Origin of the sequence: Martelella sp. UBA3392 (genome assembly GCF_002358775.1) — a bacterium.
In the GTDB taxonomy this organism is placed as follows: domain Bacteria; phylum Pseudomonadota; class Alphaproteobacteria; order Rhizobiales; family Rhizobiaceae; genus Martelella; species Martelella mediterranea.
Map to the genome: position 1 here is coordinate 1 of NZ_DEPM01000088.1, position 25783 is coordinate 25783.

Sequence of the window (25783 nt, forward strand, 5' to 3'; positions counted from 1 at the left end):
ATCGAGCAGGCCTATGTGATGCTTGAGGGCTATGCCTATGAACTGGAGCATGACGGCGAAGCGGATAGCCCTGCCGAGAAGCATCTGGAAGACAAGACAGCGCAAGGCAAGGCTGCCGAATAGCGGTTTCCGAGCGGCGGGGGATGACGAAATGGCTGAAATGGAATGGTCGCGCCTGCTCGACCTGGAACCTCTCTACCGTCCCGACCGCAAGGCCTCGCCCCGCCGTCCGGCCTTTGATCAGGATGCCGACCGGATCACGTTTTCCGCGCCGTTTCGAAGGCTGGCCAACAAGACCCAGGTCCACCCGCTCTACGATCACGACCATATCCATCACCGCCTGATCCACAGCGTGGAGACCGCGAGCGTCGGACGCTCGCTTGGGCTGGAAGTCGGTTACTGGCTTGAGGAGGAAGGCAAGATCGCCAAGGGCGGGCAGGCGATCGTCGCCGGCCTCGTGCATGCGGCCTGTCTTGCGCATGATATCGGCAATCCGCCCTTCGGCCATTCCGGCGAGGCGGCGATCGGCGCGTGGTTTGCCGAACGCTTCGACCGGGGCGAGGGGCTGTTTTGCGACCGCGACGCCTGTTTTGCCGAGGAATTCGAGGCATTCGAGGGCAATGCGCAGGGCTTTCGCATCCTCACCCGGCTGGAGATGAACCGGCCCGGCGGCATGCGGCTGACCCATGGCACGCTCGGCGCATTCATCAAATATCCGGTGACGGCGCGGGTGCGAAAGACGATCGCCGTCCATGATGGCGGATTGAAGAAGTTCGGCGTGTTCGAAAGCGAGCGGGCCGAGCTTGAGGCCGTCGCCGCCCGGACCGGCCTGATCGCGGGTGACGCCACGGCCACCTGGTGGCGGCGTCATCCGCTGGTGCTCCTGGTCGAGGCCGCCGATGATATTTGCTACAATATTCTCGACCTCGAGGATGCCTTCACCACCGGCGATCTCGGCTATGGCGATGTCGCGCCGCTTCTGTCCGAGATTGCGGGCTTTTCGCCGAAGGACGATCGCGGCGACACGCCGGCCGAGAAGATCGCCGTGTTGCGGGCGGTCGCGATCGGCAAGGCCTTCGAGGCGTGCAGCGGTGCCTTTGCGGAAAACTATGATGCGATCATGGGCGGCAGGTTTGCCGGCGCGCTCGTCAGCGCCTCGGCCCAAGCTGAGAACTTTGCCGCGATCGAAAGTCTGGCGAATGAGCGCATCTTCACCTCGCCGCGCAAGACCGAACTCGAGGTCATGGGCCGCAACCTCGTCCATCGCATTCTCGACGGCATCCTGCCGGTGATCGAGGCGCTTGCCGCCGCCGGCTGGCAGGCCGACGGGCTCGACGGCTATCCCCGGCAATTGCAGCGGGCGCTCGGGATCGATTTGCGCCACGCCCGCGATCCCTACAGCGCGCTTCATGCGCTCGCCGATTACGTCTCCGGCATGACCGACCGCTATGCCGTGAAGATCGCGGAGATGATCTCGCGCTAACGCATTGGCCCGAAAATCGGAATCGATTTTGGGAAAGCACGATGCGTAGATTCAATAAGTGAGAGCGCCGTATTCTTCGTAAGCCAACACCTCAGTGCAAGGCTGGGCTGCGTCGCACCCCATACCGCGCCGGCGATAAATCACTATGTTGGTGTCATCAACGCCAAGACGAGGATCTGAAGATGAACACCACCCGCAAGAATGAAGCCAGAAACCAGCACAACCCCTTGGTCCGCTTCATGCGCGGCCTCGGCGATGTCTACAATGATTACAATGAGCTGCGCGCCGAAGCCCGCCGTCGTTTCCCGGATACGTTCCGCTGATTTAAGCTTTGCCGGGCAGGGCGGCTTCGCGTCGATCTGCCCTGTTCTCTCTGTGCAGGCTTTCGCCCGGACGCCGGCGAGGTCACAGGCCCATCTCCGCCCGTATTGTCGGGCAGGGATGGGCCGGTTTATTTCATCGTGACCTGCGGAAAAGTCGCGTTTCAGGGACGTTCCACGCATAGCGCGACGCCCATGCCGCCGCCGATGCATAGCGTGGCCAGACCCTTGCGGGCATCGCGGCGTTTCAGCTCGTGAAGCAGCGTCACCAAAACACGCGCGCCCGATGCGCCGATCGGATGACCGAGCGCGATCGCGCCGCCATTGACGTTGACCTTTTCCGGATCCCAGCTCATCTGCGCGTTGACGGCGCAGGCCTGGGCCGCGAATGCTTCATTGGCTTCCACCAGATCGAGGTCGGCGGCCGACCAGCCCGCCTTTTCCAGCGCCTTGCGCGAGGCTGCGACGGGCGCAATGCCCATGATCGCCGGATCGACCCCGGCCGTTGCCCAGGACGCGATCCGCGCCAGCGGCGCAAGGCCGCGCCTGGCGGCCTCGTCGGCATGCATCAGCACCAGCGCCGCCGCGCCGTCATTGAGACCCGAGGCGTTGCCGGCGGTGACGGTGCCATCCTTTTCGAACGCCGGGCGAAGGGCGGCAAGTCCTTCTTCGCTGGCATCGGCGCGGATCTGTTCGTCGCTGTCGATCACCGTTTCGGTCTTGCGGGAGCGAATGGTGACGGGAACGATTTCCTCGGCAAACCGGCCGGCCTCTTGCGCGGCCGCGGCCTTGCGATGGCTTGCGACAGCAAAGGCGTCTTGTGAGGCACGGTCGATCCCGTAGTTTCTGGCGACGTTTTCCGCGGTGATGCCCATATGCATGCCGCCAAACGCATCGGTCAGCCCGTCGGAGATCATGGTGTCGACCAGCGATGCATTGCCCATCTTCACGCCGCCGCGCAGATGCGCGCAATGGGCGGAAAGCGACATCGATTCCTGGCCACCGGCAACAATAACGCGGGCGTCGCCGAGAGCGATCTGCTGCATGCCCAGAGCGACGGCGCGCAGGCCGGAACCGCAGACCTGATTGATGCCGAATGCCGTTGAAGTGTCGGGAATGCCGGCCTTCATGGCCGCCTGCCGGGCCGGGTTCTGCCCGGCGCCCGCGGTGAGCACCTGGCCGAGAATGACCTCATCGACTTCGGCGGGGCTAACGCCGCAGCGCGACAGGGCCTCAGTGATCGCGATGCTGCCCAGTTCGTGCGCGGGCATGGCGGCAAGGCCTTTCATGAAGGCGCCGATGGCCGTGCGGGCCGCCGCCACAATGACGATGTCATGCATGGCTTGCGCCCTCCTGTTCAAGCGCGACGGTGAAGCGGGCTTCCGTCTTGGCGGTGATCTCGTCGAGGGTGACGCCTTCGGCCAGTTCGGTCAGAACCATTTTCGGCTCGCCGTGCCGGGTGAGGGTGAAAACGCCGAGATCGGTGATCACCATATCGGCGACGCGCTTGCCGGTCAGGGGCAGGGTACATTCCTTCAGGAGCTTGGGCGTTCCCTTCGCTTCATGTTCCATCACCACCACGACGCGCTTCACGCCGGCGACAAGGTCCATCGCGCCGCCCATGCCCTTGACCATCTTGCCGGGGATCATCCAGTTGGCGAGGTCGCCGTTTTCGGCGACCTGCATCGCACCGAGAATCGACAGATCGATATGGCCGCCGCGGATCATCGCGAAACTCTCCGAACTGGAGAAAAAGCTGGTTTCGGGCAAAGAGGTGATCGTCTGCTTGCCGGCATTGATCAGGTCGGGATCCTCCTCGCCCTGGAACGGGAAGGGGCCCATGCCCAGCATGCCGTTTTCGCTTTGCAGCCGGATGTCCATGTTCTCCGGAATATAGTTGGCGACGAGCGTGGGGATTCCGATGCCGAGATTGACGTAGAAGCCGTCCTGTAGTTCGCGGGCCGCACGGGCCGCCATCTGTTCGCGTGTCCAGGCCATTATGCGTCCTCCCGCCGTGCTTCACGCGTTGTGCGCTTTTCGATGTGCTTGACCGGATTCGGGACGTGGACGATGCGCGACACGAAGATGCCGGGCGTGTGAATGTGATCGGGATCGATCTCGCCGGGCTGCACCAGATGCTCCACCTCGGCAAAGGTCATCCGCGCTGCCGTGGCCATGTCCGGATTGAAGTTGCGGGCGGTCTTGCGATAGACCAGATTGCCCTCGGTATCGCCCTTGAAGGCGTGGACCAGGCTGATGTCGGCGACAAGCCCGGTTTCCATCACATAGTCCTCGCCGTTGAAGCTGCGGACTTCCTTGCCCTCGGCAATCACGGTTCCGACGCCGGTCTTGGTGTAGAATGCCGCAATGCCCGCTCCGCCGGCGCGGATGCGTTCGGCGAGCGTGCCCTGCGGGTTGAATTCGAGCTCGAGGTCGCCCGCAAGATACTGCTCGGCGAACAGCTTGTTCTCGCCGACATAGGACGAGATCATTTTGCTGATCTGCCGGGTTTCGAGAAGCCGACCAAGGCCGATGCCGTCAACACCGGCATTGTTCGAAATCACGGTCAGATTGCGCGCGCCGGAAAGCTCCACGGCTTCGATCAGCGCTTCGGGAATGCCGCAAAGGCCGAAGCCTCCCGACATGATCACCATATCGTCGCGCAGCTGCCCGGCAAGGGCTTCTGTCGCCGACGCGAATACTTTTCTCATCGTCTCCTCCATTCGGATTTCCGTCCGCGAATATGACGATAAATCTTGTCATCTGTCCGGCGTTAGTCGTATTTATACTGCATGGATCGAACTTCGGCGTCGCCCTTGACCTTCACATTGCCGCAACTGCCCGTGCCGCTCGTGTTCGCCACGCATCGGGTCATCCGGGATTGCAACAGCGAGTTCGCGGCGGTCTTCGGCTATGAACGCGAGGCGCTGATCAACCAGAGCTTCGCCCGGCTCTACCCCGCGCTCGAGGATTTCGTGCGCACCGGGAAAATGTGGCGCGATCATCTTCCCGGCGGCGCCGTCTACTATGACGAGCGGATCATGGCCGATACCGGGGGACGACGCTTCTGGTGCCGCGTCAGGGGGCGTTCCTTCGATGCCGCCGACCCGTTCGCCGCGGCGGTTTACTGCTTCGAGCCGATGAGCCGGCCGACGAGCGCGGCCACGAAAACCCTGACCGGCCGACAGCGCCAGATCCTTGCACTGGTCGCCCAGGGCAAGACCAACGCCGCGATCGCGGACGAACTCAACCTGTCGCGCAGAACCATAGAGGCGCACCGTCTGCGGCTGGCGCGCGCGATCGGCGTGCGCAACAGTTCCGAACTGATCGCGTGGTTCCTCAACAGCGAGGAAAATCGGCCGTAAGTCGTTTCCGGCGCACAGGTGCCGGCACGGCTTTTTGCCCATGCTGTCACATGACAGGGCTACGAGAATATCGTAGCTGTCAGATCGAGATCAACGCCCAGAGAAAAAATCGCATGAACATCAAGCAGCTCGAAGTTTTCCGCGCGGTGCTTTCGACGGGCTCGACAATGGGGGCGGCCAAGAGCACCGGGCTCAGCCAGTCTGGCGTCAGCCGTCTCGTCCAGCAACTGGAGTCCGATCTCGAGCTGACGCTGTTTCAGCGCGTCAAGGGAAGGCTGGTTCCGACGCCGGAGGCGCGCACTCTGGAAGCCGAGGCGAAGACCGTGCTCCTGAATCTGGCGCGTTTCAGCCAGCTTGCCGATGAAATCCGCACCGGCGCGTCTGAAACCGAGGCGGTGCGCATCGGCCTGCCGAGCAGCATGTGGGAGAATTTCGCGCCCGCCATGCTGAAGGATTATCGCGAGGGTTTTCCCGGCGTCAGGGTCGAGACCTTTTTCGAGACCACCATGACCATCCAGCGGATGATCGACCAGCGGGTGATCGATTTCGGCTTCCTGCGCCATGAGGGCGAAATCAGCCCGGGCATCCGGCTCGAGATCGTCGCCGAGGGGCGAAGCGTCGCCGTCATGCACCGTGACCACCGGCTGGCCGCGCGCGATGTCATCCGGCCGGAGGACCTGCGCGGCGAACCGCTGATCATGCTCGGCCGGCTGCGCGCCCATCGGGTGATGCTCGACCGGCTGTTGCAGAACGAGGCCGTGCGTGCCGATGTGCGCATCGAAACGCATTCCAATTCCTCCGCCTGCGCCTATGCCGCCGAGGGGCTCGGGATCGCGCTTGCCAGCAGTTTCTACGCCAATCTCTACAAGCACCTGCCCGTGGTGCAACGGCCGTTCGAGCCGAAACTCACGCAGCGCTTCGGGATTGCGACCGCCGAGGGCGTGCCGATGTCGCTTGCCGCCAAGGGCCTGATGGCGGCGCTGAAGCGCCAGATCGAGCGTTCTCAGGTGGACGATCAGGCTTAACCCGCTGCCGGTTCTCTCCAGCCATCATGTCCTTGGCCGGTAAGCGCGGCTGCATATCCCTATGAAAAATATCATAGTGTTGCGGTCTCTTTTTCGCTTTGTCATACTTTTGTCAATAAACAACCTGCCGCCTGAAGTGCGGGGCTCAGAGGGGTTCTGATGCTGAGATTTTTCCTCCATCGCGTCGCGATGGCGATACCGACGGTGATCATCGTATCGATCACGGTGTTCGGCCTGATCCGTCTCATTCCTGGCAATCCGGCCGAACTGTTGCTCGGCGACATGGCCGATGACCGGCAGATCGCCCAATTGGAGACCGAGCTCGGTCTCGACAAGTCGCTGCCGCGGCAATTCCTGATCTGGAGCGAGAACGCGCTCTCGGGCGATCTTGGCCGCTCGATCATCAATGACGAGCCGGTGCTGCCGCTGGTCGCCGCGCGCTTTGTCATCAGCGGCGAGATCGTGCTGATCGCGGTCGTGCTGGCCGCCATTCTCGCCGTGCCCGCCGGCATCATTGCGGCATGGCGGCAGAATTCGGTAACGGACCTTGCGCTTGTCGGAACGGCGACGCTGCTTCTCTCGATACCGACCTTCTGGCTCGGCCTTCTGCTTCTCCTGCTGTTCGGGCTTGAACTCGGCTGGCTTCCGGTGCTCGGCTACGTGTCGTTGCGCGACAATCTCACCGAGGGCCTGATCTATATCATCCTGCCGGTCGCCACGCTCGTGATGCATGAAATGGGCGTGCTTCTGCGCATGTCCCGCGCCTCGACGCTGGAAGTGCTGCGGCTTGATTACATCACCCACGCCCGTGCCAAGGGGCTTTCCGAAATGGCCGTGTTGTGGCGTCACGCCTTCAAGAATGCCTTCGGCCCGACCTGGACGATGATCGGCCTCATCCTCGGCAATCTATTGGGCGGCATCGCGGTTATCGAGACCGTGTTCTCGATCCCGGGCCTCGGCCGGCTGATGGTCGACAGCATCTTCCAGCGGGATTACCCGGTTATCCAGGGCTGCCTGCTGTTCGTGGCGCTCTCCTATGTCGTCGTCAACCTGATCATCGACCTGTTCTATCCACTGTTCGATCCCCGGGTGACGGCACAATGAGAAAACTTTCCTATAATGCCGCGATCGGCGGTTTCCTGATTGGCCTTCTGCTCGTCGTCGCTCTTATCGGTGCGTTCTGGACGCCCTACGATCCGCTGAAGCTCGATTTCGTCGCCCGACTGAAGCCGCCGAGCCTTGCCCACTGGATGGGGACCGACGAATTCGGCCGCGACGTGTTGAGCCGGATCATGGTCGGCGCCGGCGCAAGTGTGTGGATCGGCACGCTCACCGTCACCTTCACCGTCGTCATGGGCACGCTGATCGGCCTCGTCAGCGGCTATACGCGGGGGCTGACCGACGGGCTGATCATGGCCGTCAACAATGCGCTGCTCGCCTTTCCGGGCATTCTTTTGGCGCTCGGCCTGCTCGCCGTTTTCGGCGCAAATCAGTACGGCATCATCTTCGCGCTCGGCATTGCCTACACGCCGTCGATGGCGCGGCTGGTGCGCGGCGTGGTGATGACGCTGCGCGAAGCCGAGTTCATCGAAGCCTCGAAGCTGATGGGCAACAGCGAGTTCTACACGGTGTTCCGACATATCCTGCCCAATTGCCTGGCGCCGATGTCGGTGCTGGCGACCACCATGTTCGGCTGGGCGATCCTGTCGGAAAGCGCGCTCTCCTTCCTCGGCCTCGGCGTGCCGCCGCCCGCACCCACCTGGGGCAACATGCTGGCCGCCGGCCGGCCGTTCATCGAGCAGGCCGTCTGGCTCGGCGTGTTCCCCGGCCTTTGCATCGCGCTCACGCTTCTCGGCATCAATCTTCTGGGCGACGCGCTGCGAGACCGTCTCGACCCGCGCATGAGGGGGCTGAAATGATGAGGGATATTCTCCTTTCCGTCCGCGACCTGACGCTTTCCCTCGGCAATGGCGTCAAGCTCGTCGACAATGTCTCCTTCGATGTCCGCCCCGGCGAGATCTTCGGCATTGTCGGCGAATCCGGCTCCGGCAAGACGCTGGCGACCCGCGCGCTGATGTCGCTTCTGCCCGCCGGGATCACGCCGACAAGCGGTGAGACCGTGTTCGAGGGGCGCGACACGTTGACCATGAGCCCGCGTGATCTGAGATCGCTGCGCGGCGCGCGGATCGGCATGGTGTTCCAGGAGCCGATGACCTCGCTGAACCCGTCGATGCTCATCGGCCGGCAGTTGGAGGAGGGGCTGAAGCTCCACACCGGGCTTACCCGTGAGAAGCGCCGGGACGCGATCCTCGCCATGCTGGAAAGGGTCGGCATCGTCGATCCGAAGGGGGCGCTGTCGGCCTATCCACATGAGTTTTCCGGCGGCATGCGCCAGCGCATCATGCTCGCCTCGGTGATGCTGCTGAAACCGGCGCTGCTCATCGCCGACGAGCCGACCACGGCGCTTGACGCGGTGATCCAGCGCGACGTGATGGAGCTGATGGTGGAACTCACCCGCGCCGAAGGCACGGCGGTGCTGCTGATCAGCCACGATCTGCCGATGGTGGCGCGCTATACCAGCCGCATCGCGGTGATGGAAAAGGGCGTCGTGGTCGAAAGCGGCACCACCGACGACATTCTCACCAACCCGCAGCATGCCTACACCCGCAAGCTGTTGTCATCGCTGCCGGGGCGCGGCGAAACCCGGACATTCCGTCCGGACGATACGCCGGTCCTGTCCGTCGAAAACGTGATCGTCGACTATCACAAGGCCGGCGCGCTGTTTCGCAAGGGCCAGGCCAAGCGCGCCCTCCATGGCGTTTCGGTGACGATCCGCCAGGGCGAGGTGGTGGCGCTGGTCGGCGGTTCGGGCTCCGGCAAGACCACGCTCGGGCGCACCATTGCCGGGCTGATTCACCAGACGTCGGGCGATATCCTGTTCAACGGCAAGCCGCGGGAAGGGGACTGGGCGCACTATCGGCAGAACTGCCAGATGGTGTTCCAGGACCCGTATTCGTCGCTCGACCCGCGCATGACGATCGTCAAGCTGGTCGAAGAGGCGCTGCGCACCATGCCGGGGCTGAGCGCCGCCGAGCGGCGCAGGCGGGCGCTCGCGACGCTTGCCGAGGTGGGCCTGCCCGGCGCATTCGCCGAACGGCTGCCGCACGAACTTTCCGGCGGCCAGCGCCAGCGCGTGGCAATCGCCCGCGCCGTGGTGCGCGAGCCGAAACTGCTGATCGCCGACGAGCCGGTGTCCGCGCTTGATGTGACGGTCAGGGCGCAGGTACTGGCGCTGTTCGCCGACCTGCAGAAGAAGCACGGCTTTTCCTGCCTGTTCATCAGCCACGACCTTTCCGTGGTCGAGCAGATCGCCGATCGGGTGATCGTGATGCAGCACGGCAAAATCGTCGAGGAAGGCCCGCGCGACGAGATCTTTGACCGTCCGCAGCATACCTATACGCAGCGTCTGCTGTCGGCCATTCCCGCGCTCGACTTCAACGAGACCGGCGGCGTGAAACTCAAATGGCGGCTGGAGGAGTGATATGACTCAACGAACCGAAAAAACGGCATCGACAGCCGCCGAACTCGCGAGGATCTGCGATGCCCAGGATTTCACCGTCCGCTTCAAGGTCAAGAACCTGCTGACGGGCGAAACCATCGAGCGCGGCGCGACCGAGGAAACGCCATCGGCCTCGACCCGCAAGATCTCGATCATGATGGCGGCGCTGAAGGCGATCGGGGAGGGGCGATTGAGTTTCGACGAGAAGATCGTCTACGAGCCGCGCCACGCCGAGCAGGTGGCGAGCGGCGTGTTGCGCCACATGACACCCGGCATGGTGCTGTCATTGCGCGATGCGATCGCCGGCATGATCACGCTTTCCGACAATGTCTGCACCCATATGGTGTTCGAGCGTCTGACGCTCGAGGAGGTCCAAGCCTATTGCGCGGCGATCGGCATGACCGGCACCCATCACCGCTTCCTGATCCCGCCGATCGCGCTGCCGCATGACCATCCGCTCGACGCGGTGACGGTGACGACGGCGGCCGACCAGGTGATGCTGCTCGATACGATCCTTGCTGCCCAGACGGACGCCGATGCCGACGCCTCAGCGCGGCTCGGCATCTCGCGGGACCTCTCCGCCTTCGCGCTGAAGATGCTGAAATCGCAGGTGCTGCGCTACGGCATTCATTCGCGCCTTCCCTTCGACACCGTGATCGCCAGCAAGGGCGGACGGGGAAAGCGCGGGCGCATGGATGCGGGCATCGTCTATCGCGACGGCGCGCCGCTCTTCATCCTCGCCGCCTACACGGACGGGGTACCGCTCACCATGCCGGACGGGCTTCCCGGCTATACGGTGGCACTCGAGACGATCGGCCGGCTCGCCCGCGCCTGTTTCATCGGACTTTGAAGGCCTGAAAACAGAACCAAAGAGGGATAAACATGAAGAAACTACTCCTTGCCGGCGTGATGCTGGCGGCACTCACCCAGACCGCGGCGGCGCGCGACATCGTCGTCGCGCTCTCCTCCGACCTGCGCTCCAACGATCCGGGCGTCAACCGCGACGGCAATACCGACGCGATCATGATGCACATTCTCGAAGGTCTCGTCGGCTACACCGAGGACGGCGCGGTCAAGCCGCTTCTCGCCAAATCCGTCGCCATGTCCGATGACGGGCTGATTTACACCTTCACGCTGCGCGACGACGTCACCTTCCACAATGGCGACAAGATGACCGCCGACGACGTGGTCTGGTCCATGAACCGCTATATGGATGCCGACAGCAAGTGGCGCTGCCTGCCGGATTTCGACGGCAGCCGCGTGGTCAAGCTGACCGGCATCGAGAAGGTCGATGACGCCACCGTGACGATGACGATTGCCGAGCCGTCGGCGGTCTTCCTCGGCCTCATGGCTCGCCCGGAATGCGGCTTCACCGGCATCATCTCGCCGAAATCGGTGGGCGAGGACGGCAGCTTCGCAGCACCGATCGGCACGGGCCCGTTCAAGTGGGACGAGTGGAAGAAAGGTGAATATGTCCATCTCGCCAAGAATGATGCCTATGTCTCGCCGCCGAACGACGGCAAGCCGGATGGCACGGTCGGCGCCAAGGACCCGCTCGCCGACGGCGTCAAGTTCATGGTGGTTCCCGACGCCTCGACGGTGAAAGCCGGCATCCAGTCCGGCGCGCTCGATCTTGCCGAAGTCTCTCCGGACCTGATGCCGGAATTCGAGGACCGCGATGACAGCAAGCTGATCGTCGCCGTCAACAACGGCAAGAACCTGTTCTACATGCAGACCCGCGATCCGGTGCTCGCCAATCCGGGCGTCCGCCGCGCCATGGCCATGGCGCTCGATCTGCCGCAGCTTGTCGCCGCCGCCTCCAACGGAACCGGCACGCCCAACTGCTCGATGATCGCGACCAACTCGATCTATTACAGCGAGACCCAGGAAAAGTGCCTGCCTTATGACATCGAGGCGGCAAAGAAGGAACTGAAGGACGCCGGCTATAATGGCGAGCCGATCTCGATCATCGCCAACCGCCGCGGCAATGTGCCGAGCTATCCGGCGGCGATCATCGCCCAGGCGATGATGCAGCAGGCCGGCCTCAACGTGCAGATCGAGGTGCTCGACTATGCCACCCAGGTGGAACGCCGTCGCTCAGGCAATTACCAGGTGATCTCGCAGTCGGTCTCGCCGCGCCTCGATCCGGCGCTGATGATGAGCTTCTATGTCGGCGACAAGGACGAGAACACCTCGCTGATGTGGGAGAACCCGAAGGCCATCGAACTGCTCGACGCCGCCTATCGCGAAACCGATCAGGCGAAACGCCAGCAGATCTTCGACGATTTCCACACGCTGATGCTCGAGGATATGCCGGGCCTGTTCATGTACGACATGGTTGACATCTGGGCCGCGACCGCGAGCCTCGAAGGCGCGCCCGTGTGGCAGGGCAACCCCCGCGTATGGGAAGTCTCGGTCGACTGACCGGCTTCTCGCAGCGCCGTCTCGGCGGCGCGGCGTTCTCCTCAAGAACCCTTATCCCGCGGCCCATCGACATGGGCCGCGCGACTTCTCATGACCCCAGACCCGCTGCCACGGCAGCAAACAGGACCTTTCCATGACCCAGCAGGCGATTGAACAACTCGCGGACGAAATCGAGGCATTGAAGCCTGAATTCATCGAACTCTCCGACCGGATCTGGGAGCTGGCCGAACTGAAGTTCGAGGAATTCGAATCGGCGAAGCTCCAGGCGGCGCTTCTGGAGAAATACGGGTTTTCCGTCACGCGCGGCGTTGTCGGTATCGAGACCGCCTTTTGCGGGGAATATGGCGGCGGCGGGCCGGTGATCGCCATTCTGGGCGAATTCGATGCGCTGGCCGGCATGAATCAGGTCGCCGGCATTGCCGAGGAGAAGTCCGACAATCCGGGCGCAAGCGGCCATGGCTGCGGCCACAACCTGCTCGGCGCGGGTTCGCTTCTTGCAGCCGTGGGCCTTGCCCGTCATCTGGAAAAGACCGGCATCGCGGCCACCGTGCGCTATTATGGCTGCCCGGCGGAAGAGGGCGGCGGCGCCAAGACGATCATGGCCGAGGCCGGCGTGTTCGACGATGTCGACCTTGCGCTCACCTGGCATCCCGCGCCCTTCAACGGCGTGCGCTCCACCAACAATCTCGCCGTGATCGAATATGATATCCGCTTCAAGGGGGTTGCGGCCCATGCCTCAAATGCGGCCCACCTCGGCCGTTCCGCGCTCGATGCGCTGGAGCTGACCAATATCGGCATCAATTTCCTGCGCGAGCACATGCCCTCCGATTGCCGGATTCATTACGCGATTACCGAGACCGGAGGCGTCGCGGCCAATGTCGTGCAGGCGCGCGCGGCCGGCCGCTACATGATCCGGGCTCCGGAAATCGTGGGCGCGCGGGCGCTCGCCGAACGGGTGAAGAAAATCGCCGAAGGTGCTGCGATGATGACGGAAACCAGGGTCGAACTGGAACTCGGCAAGGCAACCAACAGCCTGCTTCCCAACCTCACGCTCGAAACCGCGATGCACGAGCAGATGACGGCGCTCGGCCCCGTGCCCTTCGACGAGGCCGACGAGGCTTTCGCGCGGGATATTCAGGCGACCTTCTCACAGGAGGCGATCGACAGCAGCATCCGGCTCTATCAGGTCAGGGATGACGCGCTTTCCAACAGCCGGGTCGACGGAAGCCAGCCGCTTCACCGGGGCTTGAGGGCCTTTGAGGGCAAGTCGCATTTCCGCGCCGGCTCAACGGATGTCGGCGATGTGAGCTGGGTTATTCCCACGGCGCAATGCTGGACCCCGGCCTGGGCGATCGGCACCAACCCCCACACCTGGCAGGTGGTCGCGCAGGGCAAGAGCCCGGCCGCCCACAAGGCCTTCGTCCACGCCGCCAAGGCGATCGCCGCCACCGGCCTCAAGGCCGCCACCGATCCGGAGCTCATCGAGCAGGCGCGCGCCGAGTGGAAAGAAAAAACCGGCAAGCGCTAGCGCGTGGGCCCGAAAATCGGAATCGACTTTCGAAAAGAACGATACGTTGATTCAATAGGTTAAAGCGTGATCTGGCGACAAGATCGCCCCAAAGCTGACCGCACGCGGCGCTACGCCAATGAGCTGAGAGCGATTCCGTCGATGCTTCATTCGACCCGGCGCTCCCCGCGAGCGTCGCCGGGGCGCGGCGCTGTGGCTGCTGGATTGATCGCATAATTGAGCTCTATCCCGCATTGGCCTCTGGCCCTTCTGCCTCTCGGCGGAGGGCATTTGGGCTTGCACCGGATCGCGTCGGAAAGAACACTCTCACGGCAGTACAGACAATCAAATGGTGAAGTGGCTCCCCGGGTCGGATTCGAACCGACGACCTATCGATTAACAGTCGAGTGCTCTACCGCTGAGCTACCAGGGAACATTAGCGCCGTATGAGGCGCTGCGGTGTGAGCGGGTTAATACAAATGGTGAGGCGATTTGCCAAGCCCTTTTCGACAAAAAAAGCAAAGAAGTTTGTGACCCTCGCGCGATCCGTTTTCCCGCGCCTGGATGCATCTCCGATCGGGCTGCCAAAAGCGGTTAAGCCTGCGCCTCCACGCCATCTGTCTTTTTGCGGCCATCGCCACGCTCCGATTGGTGCAGATCGCGCATCAGTCTTTCGATCCGGCGGCGCTGACGCTGGCTGCGCAATTGCGACGCGGCATAGCTGCGCGGGGACACCACCTGCTCGTCGCGCTCGCCGACAATATCGAAAACCCGTTCGGCTGCGACCGGCCGGTCCTCAGAGGTGTAGGTGGCCACGATGGTGATGTTGATATCTTCAATCGTCTCAAAGCGGTCGAAATCCGGCGGCGACATTTTTTCGATCAATGCCCGGAATGTGCCGAGGTCGAGATGCTCGGCGGCATCCAGCGGTCCCTGGAACAGTTTTGCGCGCGGATCGGAGACACTGTCGTCATCGAAGGTGAGGTTGCTGAGCGAATAGCTGAAATGCTCGCGGCCTGTCTCGGTCTTCACGTTGAAATCGAGCAGCACGGCGTCGATGAAGATCGCCTTCGCGCTCATATTGGCGACAAGGCAATGACCATCGAGCGTGGGGCTGCCGCCGCGATTGATCAGGATTTTCGCGCGCCGTCCCTCGCGGAAGCCGCTGAACAGCATCTGGAGGTAGACCGCCCATATCAAAAGCGTGGCGACGCTTGCGACAGCGCTGATCGCCGCCGCATTTTCGTTGACCCAGCCCCACATTTCAACCTCCGCGGCCTATCCGGGCATATCCGCCTTTTCGACGCGCTAGGTCTCGTCGTCCTTCGGCGCCTCGCCGGCGTTCTCTTTTGTCGGAACGTCCGCGATCGGCTTGGGTTCCTTGTAGTCACCCTGGGCGAGATAGACGGTGGAGGTGGGATAGGCAAAACCGGAACCGTGGCGCTCGACGATGTCGCGAATCGAAAGCAGCAATTGCTCCTGCACCTCCAGGAAGACGTTGATGTCGGTCGCCGAGATATTGGCGTAAATATCGATCAGCACGGCCGAATCGCCATATTCCACGAGCCGGACCCGCCTTGGCGATTCGAGCACGCTTTCATGGGATGCGAGCAGCGTCCGGATATCCTCCATGATCTTGTGCAGCGTGTCGGCGTCGGTCTCGTATCTGAGGCCGATCTTGTGCCGGAACAGGAAGACGTCGCGTCGGCTGTAATTGGTGATCTTGCGCTTCACCAGATCGGCATTGGCGACGATGATGAGGGTGCGGTCGAGCGCGCGGATGCGCGTCGAACGGATGCCGATTTCCTCCACCGTGCCGGCGGTATCGTCGAACTGGAAGAAGTCGCCGACGCGCACGATCCGGTCGGCGTAGAGCAGCACGCCGCTGATGAAGTTTTCAAGCGTCGGCTGGGCCGCGAGCGCGATTGCCAGACCGCCGACGCCGAGACCAGCGACGACGCCGTAGATCGGAATGCCGATCTGGGTTGCGCCATAGCCGAGCACGATGATCGCCACGATGAAGGACATGACCTGAAAGCCGGTGCGCAGCAGGCTGGCATCAAGCGAGGCATTGCTGACGGCGGGGTTGCGGATGGTCCACATATAGAGCGTCTGCAGAAGCTGATAGGTGAACCAGGCCGTGGCCGTCCATATCAGGGCGCTCAGGGCGGTGGTGGAGACATAGAGCAGGTCGCCGGTGATGTTGATCTGCTCCTCGATCAGGAAGCGGATGAGGTTTGCCGCGGCCATGATCAGCAAGGGCGTGATAACACGGCGCAGCTGCCGCCTGGCGGGATCCAGCGGAACCGCCCGCCGCGCATTCCAGCGGCTGAACCAGACCAGCGCGACCACAGAAACAACGGCGATGAGCGCCAACCCGATCCATTGCCAGTAGGCCTGATTGCCGAACTGGTAGCGCAGCCAGTAGGGTCCATCGAGAATGAACTCATACCAGCGCGGCGCGACCAGATTGCCAGGCGTATAGATGTAATACTGGTAGAGGTCTTCGCCGAGGTCGGCGATCATCGGCAGAGCCTTGACCTCCTCGTAATCGTCGTCGATCTGGTTGATTGTGCCCTGGGTGAAAAGATATTCGCCCTCCCGCGGGCCTTCCCGTTGCCGTTCGATGGTCAGGCTGGTGCCAGGAATGATCCATTTTGCCGGCAGCGCTTGTGCTTCCGAATCCGACAGCGCGAACGCGCCCGCGGCAAGGCCCGGTATTTCCTCCACCGGCGGCAGATAGATCCGGTCGAATATCTCCTGAAGCTGCAGCACAGTCTCGATGCTTGCGCGTTGGCGCGAAGCGGCAGGTATCGCGGAGAGATCGAATGTCCGCGCCGCCTTTTCCAGAAGCGACTGCACCAGAACGAGCTGATCGCTCTGGGCTTTTGTCATGAAGAAGGTCTCGCCGTCAAAATAGCTGTCGCGCACCTCGAGCCAGAGTTCGCTGGCCGTCTGCATGATCACAAGGAAACTTTCGAGCGTTGCGCGCGGGCTGCGGGTGTCGGGCGGCGAAATCGGGTTCGTTACCAGCCGTTCATAACGCGCCTTCAGGCCGGCATTTCCCTGGGCATCCTGGAAGATTTCCTGCACCAGTTCGGTGGAGGTTTTTTCGTCGTCAGTTTCCTGGGCGGCTGCGGGCGTGAGCTGAAAACATGCCGCCGTCAAAAGGGCGAAAACGCACCACGCCGCAAAAAATCTGGCGGAATTGAAGATGGTCGGCATTGGTCCCCTCCATTGCGACGCGCCGGCGTTTCGACCCCGAATCCGGACTTCGTGACACTACCCGATTCGCGCGGCCTTTTAAGCCTGCGGAGCCGTTTTTTGCCGGCGTTGCCAATAACAGGCGTTCGGCGGGGCCGGCGATGATCTGTTCCGGTGCGCTAACGGGTGTCCGGCGCCTCCTCGTGAAATAAAATGAGGCTGCGTCGGGCAGCGCTATTGCAAATCAAAATAAATCATTCTAAATCCGCGCCAACCCTTCGATCGACAATGTTGGCCTCGTGGCGGAGTGGTTACGCAGAGGACTGCAAATCCTTGCACGCCGGTTCGATTCCGGCCGAGGCCTCCACTTCCTTTTTCGATAAAATTTCAGCGCCGTCCTGACAGCATCGCCAGATGCCTGTGCGATCGTGTTCGTGATTTTCATGACCATAGATATCGCCGAGCGCATGGTATCGCTACCACTCTTTTGCTTGAATGACTTGCTTCCGGCATGTCGACGAGTTTTTTGGCCCCGAATATCTCTTTGTTGTCGAAGTATGGGAGGGGAAGAGCCTCGGAGTTTTCCACTCAGAATCAATAGATCTTGATCTGATCGCCGAGTAGATTCTTCGCTTCCGAGGAACTTTTTTGTTCGAGGTCCCGTTTAAAAGTTACGCGGATCGAACAGACGAGCCGCAAACATAACGTTGTTTAAACAGGAGGAGTCCTTCCACAAAGAGGGCTCCAGAAGGAGGACGACATGTTTGCCTGTCGCAGTAAATCTACACTTCTGGCGGGTGCTTTTTTCGCAGGTTCGCTCGCCGTTACATTGTATGGCGCCACCCCTGCGAATGCGCAGTCTCTGAATATCGGCGGCGAGAACGGGATAAGCGTCGGCGTCAATACAGACACCGATCCCTCCGGCGGCGTCGGCGCGGGCGTTGACGCCAGCGTCGGCGGCTCGGACGGCGTGAATGCCGGTGCGTCCGCCGGTGTTGGCGGCGGTCAGGCCGCAAGCGCCGATGCCGGCGCGAGCGTTGGCGGTTCCGGTGGCGTTGATGCCGGAGCGTCGGCCGATGTCGGCGGCGGGCAGGCGGCGAGCGCCGATGTCGGCGCAAGCGTCGGCGGCTCCAGCGGCGTGAATGCAGATGCGTCCGCCGATGTTGGCGGCAGTAGCGGAATAGGGGCCTCGGCCTCCGCCACGATCGGCGGTGACAGCGGCGCGAATGTCGATGTCGGCATTGGCGGTGATGATGGCACCGGCGCGGACGTGGATATCGGCCTCGGCGGCGGCGGAGGCGGCAACAATGGCGGCGGCAATAATGGCGGCGGAAACGGCGGCGGCGGAAATGCCGGTGGCGGCAATAACGGCGGTGGCACTGCCGGCGGCGATGGATCGGGCGGCGGATCGATGCCTGACAATCGCAACGACCAACGCCTCGTGATCGCCTTCGATGATCTGAGCAGCGGCGAGCAGCAGACCGTGCGCAAACAGTGTCAGGCGGTGATGCGTACGCCGGACAATTATGAAGCCGGCCTGCAGCGGCTCTGCATTCTGGTCAACCAATATCGTTGATCATCAAATGGCATTGGGGCCGGCGCTCGCGCCGGCCCTTTCGTCATGTTCCGGGTGAACAGGCGCAGCCTCGTGCGCCTTCTTTTTTGCGGCAATTTCGCGCGAACGGCTCTACCATCTTGCATGGAGGCGGCAGCGCATCTATGAAAACAACTCGTGCGTCGGGACGGCGCTGAACGCTGATTGTTTGCGAGGTTGTTGGCCATGATGAATTTCGAGACGGCGCGCCGGAAGATGGTGGAAAACCAGATCCGGCCGACCGATGTGACAGCCTATCCTGTGCTCGAGGCCTTTCTTGCCGTGCCGCGCGAGGCTTTCCTGCCGCCGCAATCCAGGTCGCTCGCCTATATCGACGAGGACATTCAGGTAAAGCCCGCCAATGAAGCCGGCCCCGCCCGCTACATGATGGAGCCGTCGCCGCTTGCCAAGCTCGTCCAGCTTCTGGAGCTCTCCAAGAAGGATGTGGTGCTGGTGGTCGGCGCGGGCGATGGCTATGCCGCGGCCATTCTTTCGCTGCTCGCCCAGTCGGTCGTCGGCATCGACAGCGATGAGGAACTGGTTGAAAGCGCGAGCGCGAAATTCCTCGAACTCGGCTATGACAACGCGGTCGTGGTCAGCGGCGTCCTGCCGGAAGGGTATCCCTCCGAGGCGCCCTATGACGCGATCTTCCTCAACGGCGCCGTCGAGGTCGTTCCGGAGGCGCTGCTGAATCAGTTGCGCGATGGCGGTCGGCTCGTCTGCGTCGAGGGCACGGGCTATGCCGCCCGGGCAACCATCTATCATCGCGATGGCGATGTGTTTTCGTCGCTCTCCTCCTTCAATGCCGCCGTCAAGCCGCTTCCTGGCTTCGCGCGGGCGAAGGCCTTCGAATTCTAGAGATTTGTAAGTTCTATCGGACGTGTCCCGAAAATTCTGTGTATAGCACTGAAAATATGACGGTTTCGGTCTTCATGCGGCCGGAGCTGGCGTATCGTTGTCGATGATTCGACGCTTGGGACGTTAACGCGCGGGAAGGTTTGTAATGGCGCAGCCGAAATTGCAGCAAGAGCCCTCGATGGAAGAGATTCTCGCTTCGATTCGCCGTATTATCGATAGCGGCGACGATGTCGGGCGTTCTCCACGCGCCGCGCGTGACAACGCTGCCGCGCCCAGGGAAGAGCGCTACCGCGCGCCCGAGACCTATCGCCAGCGCGATCATGATGCGGGCGACGCGTCTCCTGTCGAACAGGATCCCGAGCCCTTTGGCGATAATGCTTTCGTCTCCCGCCGTCCCGCCTTCACCTTCGATGATGATTCGCAGCCGTCGAACGAGACGGAAGCCGCGCATGGCGAGGAAGCCGTACAGCCGTTCGAAGCGGATCAGGAGCCGGTGACGCAGCAAGCGCCAGAACCGCAGCAACCGGCGGCGGCCCGGCCGCACCCGCTGGAGCGCGATGCGGTCTATCCCGGCACGATCGGCGAAGTTGCGCGCCAGGTGCGGGAGGCGACCGGCGGGGTTCATGAGCCCAATGGCGTCGCGCGCGCGGAGGATGCCGACCGTTCGCCACGCACGGAGGAGGGCCAGGAGCACCTGCTTTCCTCCGATTCCGAACAGCGGATCGGCAATGCGCTGCATGCGCTTTCCGACGCGCTTGATCGCGAGGGCGCGCGCAAGATTGAGGAAATCGTGATTTCGGAGCTGCGTCCGCTGCTCCGCGACTGGATCGAGGAGCACATGCCTTCGATCGTGGAAGAAATGGTCGGCAAGGAAATCGAGCGGATGCGCAACGCGAAGCGCTGAGAATACGCGCGTTGGACCTATCCAAGCCGTCCCCTCCGGGGCGGCTTTGTTGTTGACAGGCCTGAAGCCAAGCGCATAACAACGACAGGCCGCGAAGGGCCGCCGCGAAAGCCGCGGCAACCCGCCGCCGTTTAATCCGGACGCAGGCGCGCTATATGTGTTTCGCCCGGTTTTGGTATCAGCAGGAATTGGCGAAGACATGCTTGAGAAGACGTATGACGCGAAAAGCGTCGAACCCAGGATTGCCACCCGGTGGGAACAGGCCGATGCCTTCCGCGCCGGAGCCAACGCAAAACCGGGCAGGGAGAGCTTCTCGATCGTGATCCCGCCGCCGAACGTGACCGGCTCGCTGCATATGGGCCACGCGCTCAACAACACGCTGCAGGACATCATGGTCCGCTTCGAGCGGATGCGCGGCAAGGACACGCTCTGGCAGCCCGGCATGGACCATGCCGGCATCGCCACCCAGATGGTTGTCGAGCGTCAGTTGATGGAACGCCAGCTTCCCGGCCGGCGTGAGATGGGCCGCGAGGCCTTCATCGACAAGGTCTGGGAATGGAAAGAAGAATCCGGCGGCCAGATCATCAACCAGCTCAAGCGCCTCGGCGCCTCCTGCGACTGGTCGCGCGAGCGCTTCACCATGGATGAAGGGCTTTCCGAGGCCGTCCGCGAGGTCTTCGTCTCGCTCTACAAGCACGGCCTGATCTATCGCGGCAAGCGGCTGGTCAACTGGGATCCCGAATTCGAAACCGCGATTTCCGATCTTGAGGTCGAGAACCGCGAAGTCGACGGCCATATGTGGCATTTCAAATACCCGCTGGCCGGCGGCGAGACCTATACCTATGTCGAGAAGGACGCGAACGGCAATGTCGTCCTCAAGGAGGAGCGCGATTACATCTCGATCGCGACCACGCGCCCGGAAACCATGCTCGGCGATGGCGCGGTCGCCGTTCACCCATCGGATGAGCGTTATGCGCCAATCATCGGAAAATTTTGTGAAATTCCGGTTGGTCCGAAGGAACATCGGCGTCTGATCCCGATCATCACCGACGAATATCCGGACAAGGATTTCGGTTCCGGCGCGGTCAAGATCACCGGCGCGCATGATTTCAACGACTATCAGGTCGCCCGCCGCAACCATATTCCGCTCTACCGGCTGATGGACACCAAGGCGGCGCTGCGCGACGACGGCGAACCCTATGCCGTCTGCGCCGAGCAGGCGATGAAGATCGCGAAATCCGGCGAGTTGCCGACTGAGGCCGAGGTCGACGACATCAACCTCGTGCCCGACGAATACCGCGGTCTTGATCGCTATGCCGCCCGCAAGCGCATCGTCGACGCGATCAATGCCGAGGGCCTTGCCGTCACCGTGAAGGACGAGGAGGGCAATGATATCCCCTTCGTCGAGAACAAGAAGATCATGCAGCCCTTTGGCGACCGTTCGGGCGTCGTCATCGAGCCAATGCTGACCGACCAGTGGTTCGCCGACGCCAAGGAACTTGCCGGGCCGGCGATCGAATCGGTGCGCGAGGGTCGCACCAATTTCGTGCCGAAGAACTGGGAAAAGACCTATTTCGACTGGATGGAGAACATCGAGCCGTGGTGCATTTCGCGCCAGCTCTGGTGGGGCCACCAGATCCCTGCGTGGTACGGGCCGGACGGCCAGGTCTTCGTCGAAAAGACCGAGGAAGAGGCGCTTGATGCCGCGATCCAGCATTACATCGCCCATGAGGGGCCGTGGAAGGCCTGGGTCGAGGAGCAGCTCGAAAACTACGAGCCCGGCAATATCCTGACCCGCGACGAGGACGTGCTCGACACCTGGTTCTCCTCCGCGCTCTGGCCGTTCTCGACGCTCGGCTGGCCGGAAGAGACGGACGAACTCGCCCGCTATTATCCGACCAGCGTTCTCGTCACCGGCTTCGACATCATCTTCTTCTGGGTTGCCCGCATGATGATGGCCGGGCTGCACTTCATGAAGGATGAGGACGGCAAGCCGGTCGAACCGTTCCACACCGTCTATGTCCATGCGCTGGTGCGCGACAAGAACGGTCAGAAGATGTCGAAGTCGAAGGGCAACGTCATCGATCCGCTCGACCTGATCGAGGAATATGGCGCCGATGCGCTGCGGTTCACGCTCGCCATCATGGCGGCCCAGGGCAGGGACGTGAAGCTCGACGAGAGCCGCATTGCCGGCTATCGCAATTTCGGCACCAAGCTCTGGAACGCCACGCGCTTTGCCGAGATGAACGGCATGAAGCTCGACGGCTCGTTCCGCCCGTCCGGCGCCACCCAGACCATCAATCGCTGGATCCTGACCGAGCTTTCGAAGACCACCGAGGACGTCACCACGGCGATCGAGAACTACCGTTTCAATGAGGCTGCCGACGCGCTCTATCGCTTCGTCTGGCACGAGCTCTGCGACTGGTATCTGGAACTCCTGAAGCCGGTGTTCATGGGCGAGGACGAGGCCGCGAAGGCCGAGGCGCAGCATTGCGTCGCCTATGTTCTGGCCGAAACCTACAAGCTGCTGCACCCGTTCATGCCGTTCATGACCGAGGAGTTGTGGAACCATATCGGCGGCGAAGGGCTCTGCTGCCATGCCGACTGGCACGAGCCGGGCTTCCGGGATGAAGAGGCGGCCGACGAAATCAACTGGCTTGTCGATCTGATCTCCGGCATCCGCTCGGCGCGCGCGGACGTGAACGTGCCGCCTTCGGCCAAGGCGCCGCTGATCCTCGTCGGCGCCAACGCCACGACCCGCGAACGCACTGCCCGCCACTATCCGGCGCTGGAGCGGCTGGCCCGCATCGATTCGCTTGATTTCGAGAAGGATGCGCCCAAGGGCTCGGCCCAGGTGATCATCGGCGAGGCCACCGCCTGCATTCCGCTCGGCAGCCTTATCGATGTGGCGGCTGAAACCGCGCGGCTGACCAAGGCGATCGGCAAGGTCGACGCCGATATTGAGCGCAGCCAGAAGAAGCTCGGCAACGAGAAATTCATCGCCAATGCCGATCCGGAAGTGGTGGCCACCGAGCGCGAACGCTTCGAGGAACTGAAGCAGCAGCGCGAGCAGCTTTCCGTGGCGCTCTCGCGGGTGGCGGAAGCCGGGTAAATCGAGGCGCGGTTGGCGCCGGTTCGGAAACTCGAAGGCGGCTGTTGTCGGACGCCGTCCTGGTTTGTTGACAAACGTGTCCTCAAACTCGGTGTCATCCTCGTGCTTGACACGAGGATCCAGGCAACGCGGCGAGGGATTGCAATAAGTCTTCTGAAATTCAATGGCTTAAGCTGCCTGGATGCTCGAATCAAGTCCGAGCATGACGCCTGTGGGGAGGGTCAGTGACGGTGTCTAACTGCACATCCATAGGTTTGTCATCGAACAGAAGGCGGTCCATCTCTCGGCTGTCTGTCAGGCCGGCAGGCCTCCTTCAGAGCCGTTCCTCTAGAAGCATCACCTGCGATGCGTCCGCAAAGGTCCTGCCATTCGCAGTCGCGGCAGGCCGCGCGGATATCACCTTCGCGGAAGGCTTGCCGGAGCATGTCCAGCCGACCCTCAGTGAGGGCCGGCAGCTCACCCGCAGAAATCGCGACCCCAAGCAGTTGCCCGACATCTTGCGAAGCCCGCCGATCGCGGATTTGCACACTTTCCCGCTGGCAATGCGGATCGGGGTCTGAAAGCATCGGTTTGCAGATATCGTCCGGGCCCTCGACGATCTCGATCTCCTCGCCGTCCGCGATCCGCTCCACGACCACCGTCATATTGGCGGTGAAGGCGGGGCTGTAGCCCTTGCCGGCATAGGTGAGCATGCAGAGAAGATGATGCGGGCGCAGCCTTACCGTCATCAGCGGGCGCGCTTCGGGCCGCGGGCAAGCGCCTTCAGCACGGCGGCGGCGAGCGCCGATTTCAGCACGGCGCCGATCAGGAAGGGCAGGACGCCCGCCGTAAACGCGGCGCTGACGCCGATCATCAGCGAGAGCCATGCAGCGCCAAGGAGCAGGCAGAGCGCATTGCCGGCAAGCATGGCGAGGAAGGCGAGGGCGACGCGATGGCCGTTCCAGCCGCGCTCGGCCAGAAAGCCGGCGACCATGCCGGCAACCGGAAAGGCGAACAGATAGCCGCCCGTGGGGCCCATGAAATGGACAAAGCCCGCAGCGCCGCCCGCCAGAACCGGCAGGCCCAGAGCGCCCTCAATCAGCCATGCGACAATGGTGGCTCCGCCGAGCCTCCAGCCGTAAAGCGCGCCGACCAGCGTTACCGCGAAGGTTTGCATCGTGACCGGAACCGGAACCATCGGGACTTCGATATAGGAAGACAGCGCAAGGAACAGGCTTCCCAGAAACACCGCCGCCGCCTTCCAGGCGAGGCTGCGGTTCTGCGGGGCGAGCGGGCTGAAAGCCGGCAGGAGGGCGGGGCTGGATAGACGCATGTGATGCTCCTTTGAAATTATAGATAATTTATGGAATCTATCTCTAAATGAATCCACACAACGCGGCATAAGGCAAGCGCTGCGTCTGGCGGACGAAAAGCTGCTGTGGAAATCGGCGTAAACAGGAAGGTTCAACGCAAGGCCATGGGCCCGCATCGCGAAGCAGGCGCGGTCGACTGGCTTCAGCGGGCGGAACGGGTGACCTGCATCCTGGCGGGTTTCTGGCCGATCCACTGCACGTGGCGGCCAAGCAGAAGGGCTGCGGCTTCTGTATCGCCGCGGCGCAGCGCCAGGAGGATGGCGCGATGGTCGCGGTCGGTCGGCGTGTCCCATTCCGCGCGCCAGCCGGAAAACAGGAAGCGGGCGCTGGCGGTGTGGAGATCATCGATGCTGCGCATCAGCCGCGGCATGCCGCAGGGGGCGAGGATCAGCCGGTGGAAGCGGCGGTTCGCCTCCTCCCAGGCTTGGACATCACGGGCCTGGTCGCCGGCGCGGGTGGCGTCCTCCGCCTCATCCAGAATGGCGCTGGTGAGATGCGGCGCGGCATTGCGGAGCGCCAGCACTTCGAGCGCCGAGCGCATCTCGGCGATCTCGCGCACCTCCTCCATGCTGAAGCCGGCCACGCGCACGCCCCGGCGCGGCTGGCTTTCCACCAGCCCCTGCGCCTCGAGCCGGCGGAACGCCTCGCGCACCGGCACATGGCTTGCGCCGAACTCCTCGGCGATATGATCCTGCCGCAGCGGCGCGCCGGCGGCGATCTCGCCGGAGACGATCCGTTCGGCTAGCGCCCGGCTGATGCGGGCGGCGATGGGTTCGGGCTTGGTCATGGAATTATAGATAATCCGCGCCGGGCAGAAGGTCGATAGGGCGGTGTGCAGGAATTTTGACTGTGCCCTGAAAGTCGGGTGGAGCCGGTAGAGCTGTTTCGCTCAAACGGCTCGTTGTCGCGCGGCGATCGGAAAGGGCAGGGCGTATTCCCACCATAGATAGCCAAAAATCGGTATCCGATACATTCTCATCTGGTCTCCATGTTTCATATCGTCAACATGCGGCATTTGCGCGGAGTGAAACCGGAAAGGGGTCGATGAGGATTTGATCTCGGCGGGCAGTTCAAGC

23 protein-coding genes and 2 tRNA genes are annotated in these 25783 nt (G+C 62.6%); 14 read left to right on the forward strand and 11 right to left on the reverse strand.

Features of this window, described 5'->3' with window-relative positions:
- Window positions 1–151 precede the first annotated feature (151 nt).
- Entirely contained in the window at window positions 152–1483 is a 1332-nt protein-coding gene (gene dgt, locus B4E36_RS06420; RefSeq protein WP_292054901.1) for a dGTP triphosphohydrolase, read from the forward strand.
- Between the two features lie 182 nt (window positions 1484–1665).
- Complete coding sequence (locus B4E36_RS06425) at window positions 1666–1806, forward strand: hypothetical protein (RefSeq protein ID WP_292054899.1); 141 nt, start codon at window positions 1666–1668, stop codon at window positions 1804–1806.
- Between the two features lie 161 nt (window positions 1807–1967).
- Here B4E36_RS06425 and B4E36_RS06430 read toward each other — a convergent pair whose 3' ends face one another.
- Genes B4E36_RS06430 through B4E36_RS06440 form a run of 3 tightly spaced genes read right to left on the reverse strand, consistent with a single transcriptional unit; the run spans window position 1968 to window position 4514 of the window.
- A complete protein-coding gene (locus tag B4E36_RS06430; RefSeq protein ID WP_292054896.1) occupies window positions 1968–3143 on the reverse strand; it encodes an acetyl-CoA C-acetyltransferase in 1176 nt (391 codons plus the stop codon).
- A complete protein-coding gene (locus B4E36_RS06435) occupies window positions 3136–3801 on the reverse strand; it encodes a 3-oxoacid CoA-transferase subunit B (RefSeq protein WP_292054895.1) in 666 nt (221 codons plus the stop codon). Before B4E36_RS06435 ends, B4E36_RS06430 begins: the two co-directional genes overlap by 8 nt.
- Window positions 3801–4514, reverse strand: a complete 714-nt coding sequence (locus tag B4E36_RS06440; RefSeq protein ID WP_292054894.1) for a CoA transferase subunit A — start codon at window positions 4512–4514, stop codon at window positions 3801–3803. Before B4E36_RS06440 ends, B4E36_RS06435 begins: the two co-directional genes overlap by 1 nt.
- A 105-nt stretch (window positions 4515–4619) precedes the next feature.
- On the opposite strand from B4E36_RS06440, the gene B4E36_RS06445 reads away from it, so the two are divergent.
- The 8 genes from B4E36_RS06445 to B4E36_RS06480 all read left to right on the forward strand — a co-directional run bounded on the left by B4E36_RS06445 (window position 4620) and on the right by B4E36_RS06480 (window position 13704).
- A complete protein-coding gene (locus B4E36_RS06445; protein ID WP_018066024.1) occupies window positions 4620–5168 on the forward strand; it encodes a helix-turn-helix transcriptional regulator in 549 nt (182 codons plus the stop codon).
- Window positions 5169–5281: 113 nt separating this feature from the next.
- Complete coding sequence (locus tag B4E36_RS06450) at window positions 5282–6193, forward strand: LysR family transcriptional regulator (protein WP_292054889.1); 912 nt, start codon at window positions 5282–5284, stop codon at window positions 6191–6193.
- 159 nt (window positions 6194–6352) lie between these two features.
- Window positions 6353–7297 carry an ABC transporter permease gene (locus B4E36_RS06455; RefSeq protein WP_018066026.1) on the forward strand — a complete coding sequence of 315 codons (945 nt, stop codon included), beginning with the start codon at window positions 6353–6355 and terminating at the stop codon, window positions 7295–7297.
- Window positions 7294–8112 (forward strand): ABC transporter permease, encoded by an 819-nt coding sequence (locus B4E36_RS06460; RefSeq protein ID WP_292054886.1) that lies wholly within the window; start codon window positions 7294–7296, stop codon window positions 8110–8112. Before B4E36_RS06455 ends, B4E36_RS06460 begins: the two co-directional genes overlap by 4 nt.
- Window positions 8109–9734 carry an ABC transporter ATP-binding protein gene (locus B4E36_RS06465; protein ID WP_292054883.1) on the forward strand — a complete coding sequence of 542 codons (1626 nt, stop codon included), beginning with the start codon at window positions 8109–8111 and terminating at the stop codon, window positions 9732–9734. The genes B4E36_RS06460 and B4E36_RS06465 overlap by 4 nt, the downstream gene beginning before the upstream one ends.
- 1 nt (window position 9735) lies before the next feature.
- Window positions 9736–10602, forward strand: coding sequence for a serine hydrolase (locus tag B4E36_RS06470; protein ID WP_292054881.1), 867 nt, complete (start codon window positions 9736–9738; stop codon window positions 10600–10602).
- A gap of 32 nt (window positions 10603–10634) precedes the next feature.
- Entirely contained in the window at window positions 10635–12176 is a 1542-nt protein-coding gene (locus B4E36_RS06475; protein ID WP_292054879.1) for an ABC transporter substrate-binding protein, read from the forward strand.
- A 133-nt stretch (window positions 12177–12309) separates the two neighbouring features.
- The gene (locus tag B4E36_RS06480; RefSeq protein WP_292054875.1) at window positions 12310–13704 is read left to right on the forward strand and encodes a M20 family metallopeptidase; all 1395 of its coding nucleotides are present in this window, start codon (window positions 12310–12312) and stop codon (window positions 13702–13704) included.
- Between the two features lie 337 nt (window positions 13705–14041).
- On the opposite strand, the gene B4E36_RS06485 is transcribed toward B4E36_RS06480, so the two are convergent.
- From B4E36_RS06485 to B4E36_RS06495, 3 genes are all read right to left on the reverse strand, one after another.
- A tRNA-Asn gene (locus B4E36_RS06485) sits at window positions 14042–14116 on the reverse strand.
- Between the two features lie 161 nt (window positions 14117–14277).
- On the reverse strand, window positions 14278–14946 hold the full coding sequence (locus B4E36_RS06490) for a hypothetical protein (RefSeq protein ID WP_292054873.1): 669 nt from the start codon (window positions 14944–14946) through the stop codon (window positions 14278–14280).
- A 45-nt stretch (window positions 14947–14991) separates the two neighbouring features.
- Window positions 14992–16908, reverse strand: a complete 1917-nt coding sequence (locus B4E36_RS06495; RefSeq protein ID WP_292054871.1) for a mechanosensitive ion channel family protein — start codon at window positions 16906–16908, stop codon at window positions 14992–14994.
- A gap of 272 nt (window positions 16909–17180) precedes the next feature.
- On the opposite strand from B4E36_RS06495, the gene B4E36_RS06500 reads away from it, so the two are divergent.
- Window positions 17181–17254, forward strand: a tRNA-Cys gene (locus tag B4E36_RS06500).
- A gap of 297 nt (window positions 17255–17551) precedes the next feature.
- On the opposite strand, the gene B4E36_RS06505 is transcribed toward B4E36_RS06500, so the two are convergent.
- Window positions 17552–18454, reverse strand: a complete 903-nt coding sequence (locus B4E36_RS06505; protein ID WP_345900143.1) for a hypothetical protein — start codon at window positions 18452–18454, stop codon at window positions 17552–17554.
- Window positions 18455–18670: 216 nt separating this feature from the next.
- Between B4E36_RS06505 and B4E36_RS06510 the strand changes: the two genes are divergently transcribed.
- From B4E36_RS06510 to B4E36_RS06520, 3 genes are all read left to right on the forward strand, one after another.
- Window positions 18671–19339 (forward strand): protein-L-isoaspartate O-methyltransferase family protein, encoded by a 669-nt coding sequence (locus B4E36_RS06510; RefSeq protein WP_026173686.1) that lies wholly within the window; start codon window positions 18671–18673, stop codon window positions 19337–19339.
- A 145-nt stretch (window positions 19340–19484) separates the two neighbouring features.
- Window positions 19485–20243 (forward strand): DUF2497 domain-containing protein, encoded by a 759-nt coding sequence (locus B4E36_RS06515; RefSeq protein ID WP_345900144.1) that lies wholly within the window; start codon window positions 19485–19487, stop codon window positions 20241–20243.
- 199 nt (window positions 20244–20442) lie between these two features.
- On the forward strand, window positions 20443–23355 hold the full coding sequence (locus B4E36_RS06520; protein WP_292054866.1) for a valine--tRNA ligase: 2913 nt from the start codon (window positions 20443–20445) through the stop codon (window positions 23353–23355).
- A 257-nt stretch (window positions 23356–23612) separates the two neighbouring features.
- On the opposite strand, the gene B4E36_RS06525 is transcribed toward B4E36_RS06520, so the two are convergent.
- From B4E36_RS06525 to B4E36_RS06540, 4 genes are all read right to left on the reverse strand, one after another.
- The gene (locus B4E36_RS06525) at window positions 23613–24083 is read right to left on the reverse strand and encodes a DUF1284 domain-containing protein (RefSeq protein ID WP_292054863.1); all 471 of its coding nucleotides are present in this window, start codon (window positions 24081–24083) and stop codon (window positions 23613–23615) included.
- Entirely contained in the window at window positions 24083–24667 is a 585-nt protein-coding gene (locus tag B4E36_RS06530; protein WP_345900145.1) for a biotin transporter BioY, read from the reverse strand. The genes B4E36_RS06525 and B4E36_RS06530 overlap by 1 nt, the downstream gene beginning before the upstream one ends.
- A gap of 182 nt (window positions 24668–24849) precedes the next feature.
- Window positions 24850–25494: a GntR family transcriptional regulator gene (locus B4E36_RS06535; protein WP_345900146.1), complete on the reverse strand. Its 645-nt coding sequence runs from the start codon at window positions 25492–25494 to the stop codon at window positions 24850–24852.
- Window positions 25495–25596: 102 nt separating this feature from the next.
- Window positions 25597–25783, reverse strand: a 187-nt coding sequence (locus B4E36_RS06540; protein ID WP_345900147.1) for a hypothetical protein, incomplete at its 5' end; no start/stop codon positions are given.

Bases quoted from the DNA above. Each gene is read 5' to 3' on its own strand.
- dgt (WP_292054901.1), top strand. From the start codon at position 152: ATGGCTGAAATGGAATGGTCGCGCCTGCTCGACCTGGAACCTCTCTAC.
- B4E36_RS06425 (WP_292054899.1), top strand. From the start codon at position 1,666: ATGAACACCACCCGCAAGAATGAAGCCAGAAACCAGCACAACCCCTTG.
- B4E36_RS06430 (WP_292054896.1), bottom strand. From the start codon at position 3,143: ATGCATGACATCGTCATTGTGGCGGCGGCCCGCACGGCCATCGGCGCC.
- B4E36_RS06435 (WP_292054895.1), bottom strand. From the start codon at position 3,801: ATGGCCTGGACACGCGAACAGATGGCGGCCCGTGCGGCCCGCGAACTA.
- B4E36_RS06440 (WP_292054894.1), bottom strand. From the start codon at position 4,514: ATGAGAAAAGTATTCGCGTCGGCGACAGAAGCCCTTGCCGGGCAGCTG.
- B4E36_RS06450 (WP_292054889.1), top strand. From the start codon at position 5,282: ATGAACATCAAGCAGCTCGAAGTTTTCCGCGCGGTGCTTTCGACGGGC.
- B4E36_RS06455 (WP_018066026.1), top strand. From the start codon at position 6,353: ATGCTGAGATTTTTCCTCCATCGCGTCGCGATGGCGATACCGACGGTG.
- B4E36_RS06460 (WP_292054886.1), top strand. From the start codon at position 7,294: ATGAGAAAACTTTCCTATAATGCCGCGATCGGCGGTTTCCTGATTGGC.
- B4E36_RS06465 (WP_292054883.1), top strand. From the start codon at position 8,109: ATGATGAGGGATATTCTCCTTTCCGTCCGCGACCTGACGCTTTCCCTC.
- B4E36_RS06470 (WP_292054881.1), top strand. From the start codon at position 9,736: ATGACTCAACGAACCGAAAAAACGGCATCGACAGCCGCCGAACTCGCG.
- B4E36_RS06475 (WP_292054879.1), top strand. From the start codon at position 10,635: ATGAAGAAACTACTCCTTGCCGGCGTGATGCTGGCGGCACTCACCCAG.
- B4E36_RS06480 (WP_292054875.1), top strand. From the start codon at position 12,310: ATGACCCAGCAGGCGATTGAACAACTCGCGGACGAAATCGAGGCATTG.
- B4E36_RS06490 (WP_292054873.1), bottom strand. From the start codon at position 14,946: ATGTGGGGCTGGGTCAACGAAAATGCGGCGGCGATCAGCGCTGTCGCA.
- B4E36_RS06495 (WP_292054871.1), bottom strand. From the start codon at position 16,908: ATGCCGACCATCTTCAATTCCGCCAGATTTTTTGCGGCGTGGTGCGTT.
- B4E36_RS06510 (WP_026173686.1), top strand. From the start codon at position 18,671: ATGAATTTCGAGACGGCGCGCCGGAAGATGGTGGAAAACCAGATCCGG.
- B4E36_RS06515 (WP_345900144.1), top strand. From the start codon at position 19,485: ATGGCGCAGCCGAAATTGCAGCAAGAGCCCTCGATGGAAGAGATTCTC.
- B4E36_RS06520 (WP_292054866.1), top strand. From the start codon at position 20,443: ATGCTTGAGAAGACGTATGACGCGAAAAGCGTCGAACCCAGGATTGCC.
- B4E36_RS06525 (WP_292054863.1), bottom strand. From the start codon at position 24,083: ATGACGGTAAGGCTGCGCCCGCATCATCTTCTCTGCATGCTCACCTAT.
- B4E36_RS06530 (WP_345900145.1), bottom strand. From the start codon at position 24,667: ATGCGTCTATCCAGCCCCGCCCTCCTGCCGGCTTTCAGCCCGCTCGCC.
- B4E36_RS06535 (WP_345900146.1), bottom strand. From the start codon at position 25,494: ATGACCAAGCCCGAACCCATCGCCGCCCGCATCAGCCGGGCGCTAGCC.